Source organism: Halobacillus sp. BBL2006 (assembly GCF_000786645.1).
GTDB lineage: Bacteria > Bacillota > Bacilli > Bacillales > Halobacillaceae > Halobacillus.
This window is the reverse complement of record NZ_JRNX01000207.1, coordinates 1-3,254: the sequence shown is the minus strand read 5'-3', so window position 1 is coordinate 3,254 and position 3,254 is coordinate 1. Positions and strand designations below refer to the sequence as shown.

The 3,254-nt window shown below is 38.4% G+C and carries 5 protein-coding genes; 1 reads left to right on the top strand and 4 read right to left on the bottom strand.

The features are described 5' to 3' along the window. The 4 genes from LD39_RS07215 to LD39_RS07200 all read right to left on the bottom strand — a co-directional run. The coding region (locus LD39_RS07215) for a DUF3987 domain-containing protein (protein WP_156112585.1) at positions 1 to 680 on the bottom strand (680 nt) is incomplete at its 3' end. After that, a complete protein-coding gene (locus LD39_RS07210) occupies positions 677 to 1,516 on the bottom strand; it encodes a bifunctional DNA primase/polymerase (protein WP_052158762.1) in 840 nt (279 codons plus the stop codon). The genes LD39_RS07215 and LD39_RS07210, both read right to left, overlap by 4 nt. 42 nt (positions 1,517 to 1,558) lie before the next feature. Further along, on the bottom strand, positions 1,559 to 1,765 hold the full coding sequence (locus tag LD39_RS07205) for a helix-turn-helix domain-containing protein (RefSeq protein ID WP_035544574.1): 207 nt from the start codon (positions 1,763 to 1,765) through the stop codon (positions 1,559 to 1,561). Between the two features lie 50 nt (positions 1,766 to 1,815). Then, positions 1,816 to 2,007 carry a hypothetical protein gene (locus tag LD39_RS07200; protein ID WP_035544572.1) on the bottom strand — a complete coding sequence of 64 codons (192 nt, stop codon included), beginning with the start codon at positions 2,005 to 2,007 and terminating at the stop codon, positions 1,816 to 1,818. Between the two features lie 136 nt (positions 2,008 to 2,143). Here LD39_RS07200 and LD39_RS07195 point away from each other — a divergent pair, with 136 nt between their 5' ends. Then, positions 2,144 to 3,133, top strand: a complete 990-nt coding sequence (locus tag LD39_RS07195) for a hypothetical protein (RefSeq protein ID WP_035544571.1) — start codon at positions 2,144 to 2,146, stop codon at positions 3,131 to 3,133. Positions 3,134 to 3,254 lie beyond the last annotated feature (121 nt).

Sequence of the window (3,254 nt, the reverse complement as noted above, 5' to 3'; positions counted from 1 at the left end):
CCTGCCATAATGCTAAATATCCCCCCACCTTCTGCTGACAACAAGGCCATTCTCTCCTGATTCTCAGCCATTAAATCGGCTAGCTTTTCTGGGGTTACATCCTCGGTTATAAAACGGGGAAGGGCTAATATTTCTTCCTCTTCTATTTCGTTCGCTAACGTAACAATTTCCCTCAAGTTGGATTGTTCTCCATCTTTGGCATATTCCTTCTCAAGTAACTCCTTACGTTTTTGTTTGGCTTTTAGCTTTGCTCTTCGTTCGGATATCTCCCTTGACAAACGTTCTTTTTCTTCTTTTTCAAAAGCTGTAATTGGTTCTTGTAATGCTTTAAAGACAGAGCTTTTTCGATTACCGGGGGGCAATGCTAAAATAGAGTATGTGTTCAGCGATTCACTCCATTCTCCAGTTAATCCTACATAAAATTTTTTGGATAACGCTGTAGATAAAACAGATATAGCTGCCATACAAGGTGCATCTACTGGGGTTTGTGTTGATTCCGCTACACCTTTTACATATTCCTGCAACCATAAAGGGAATACATCTACCGGGAAGACTGGAAGTGTGTATTCATCAAATGGGACGGGAGCATTCCATTCTATATTGCTGGTGGTCTTTCGTTCCTTAATTTTTTCTTCCTTTGTGGCATCGTATTCTGCCATCAATTCAATATTAAGACTCAAACTCTCCCCCCCCTTAACCGCTTCAATTCGGCATTTAATATGCTGTGGAAAGTAGTTTCTATAACCTCCACAGATTCAGGTGGGTTATTTCTCTCATTCCATAAAAGCATTAATTCATAGGCTACAGGTGCGGATATTCCATGTCTTAGCAAGTACCCGGCAAGGGAGGCGGCAGAGGTATTACGCTCACCTTCTCCCACGCCTTGTATTACTTCTAACCAATAAACATCAGGCTTTCTTTTCTGCTTCTGTTCTGATTCGGTTATTTTCTGCAGCAGCCAATCGGGCATTTCTGTCAGTTGTACTTCCAGTGGTCGACTTGATAATTCCCACTCGTATTTATTACCGCTTAGATGTAGGGAAGGAGATACCACTATATATCCCCCATCCCCTCTAATATCTAGGCCAGGTAATATATTGGTTCGGTTTTTGATATATCCTGAATGCTTAAATAATATATGGCTTCCGCCTCCTCCTGTAATAGCTTCAATTGTGGCAGGAAACTGACCGTATTTTTCATTAAGCTTACGTAGCGAATCATTGCCACCATGTCTGGGATCAACGTCTAACGCAACAAAACCACTCCCCCCTCCTGTGACTACGCCAATGTTAGCGGATGGCCATTGCCCCCACCATGTTCTTATAATATCTATTTTGGTTGTCGCAGCCTTTAAACCGTTCTTTATTCTAGGGTGCTTCCCTATACTCTTGCAATTTGGATTATTACAGGAACAGCTCTTATCAATAGGTGTATGAAGCGGGAAAACTGCCCAACCTAGTTTACTGGCGTATGCTTGAGCTGCTTTTCCATTTCGTGACATAACGGATGTATTCAATTTATCCTCCTCCTCTCTTCAACTTTTTTAATCAACTGTAAATCACTGCAGTTCTTTATTTTTCATCTGATCAATCCAATGAAAGAAATCCTTTTTTTCAACCCGCTTGGTTAAACCAATTTGAATACATCTGATTCCACCTGCTTCTTCCTTCATACGTAAAAGCTCATAAACACGGCGTCTAGAAATCCCTAAATAAAGAGCGATATCTTTAGCCGTTAAAATTTCCGGTAGCTTAGGTTCTCCCATTAATTCACACCTCCTATTAAGGAATAATTTCAAAAAATAAAAGCACTCTTTCACTCTTCCTCTTGACGCGACTTTATTTTTTTGATTACATCTAAAATTTCTTCCTTTTTCTCATTAGGTAGTTCTTGCCTTAACAGTCGGTATAATGAATTTTCATGTATCCCTAACTTTTCAGCTACTAACCAATTAGGGATAGACCCTTTAGCCTTTCTTATCTCTAAATTTCTTTTGAAATAATTCATATTTTGCCTCCTTATGTTGTTATGTGTTGGTGGTGGTGATACAATCATCATAACGAAATTTGTTACGATACATAAGGTTATATTCTTTTTTTATCGTAACAATGCGTAACTATCTTAAAAAAAGGTGGGATTTAATTTGTCGGACTATCAATATCCGCTTACCGAACAAAACATAGTGATAAATGTATATCCTGTGGAACTGGTCAATGTGAAACGTTTGATTGTTGAAGAAGAACAGGTGGGACCCGCTACAGAAGAAATCTTAAGAAAGAGTGCTAATAATTGGAGTAAAGCTATGAGTATAGGTATGGAACGTGAATTGTCTTTAGCTTTAAAGCTGGCAGGATCAGAAAGAGACTCACATCAAATTATCTTTAATAACGATGGGCTTATAAATGAATTCTCACATTTAAAAACCGTAGAAGATATTGAAGCATTCTCACAAAAGTATGGATTGCTTGGAGTAAACCCTCCAGACTCTGAACAGGTAAATAGTAAAAGCACGTTAGTTTGGGCCACCTTACAACCTTACTTCATTTACAACACTTACGGGTTTAGCGTATTTGAACCTATAGATTTATGGTTTTGGCATATAAATGAGGTTCGCCAAATCTTGAAGCTATATGATGTTGTAAGGAAAGATAGTTCTGATGATCGAGTTGATGATTTAATCGAAATCAAAGAGCACAGTGGAAGGTTTGGTTCACTGGCTGAAGATAGAACTACGATGGATCGTTATTTTGTCTATTGGACGGAAGGTGAGCTAATTCTTATGCTTCCGAAAGATATGGAGGAAAGATCAATGTTAGAAATCGGACAATACACCTTATCTAAGGTATTGGCTTCTCACATATCAGGTGGAATTCATTTAGGGGTTGGAGAGCTAATACGTAATCCTTCTACAAAAGGTTTTAAGGTTTCTGAACGAAGATATACGCCTTATTTGTTGGCAGCAATCTATTACGATTTGTGGCAGAAGATTAACGATGATAAGAATATATTTATTTGTGGGAATAAAAGCTGCGGCTTACCCTTTATTAAATCTAGACGTAAAAAGTATTGTTCGGATGCTTGTAAGCAAGAAGCATATAGAGAGCGAAAAAGAAAAGGAAGTGACACACTATGACTCATTACTATAGACCACGTTGTAAATGTAAGGGTAAGAAATGTAAGTGTGGAGCAAGCTGGGCATACATTGAAGATATAGGTATCGACCCAAAAACCGGTAAAAGAAGACAAAAGAAAAA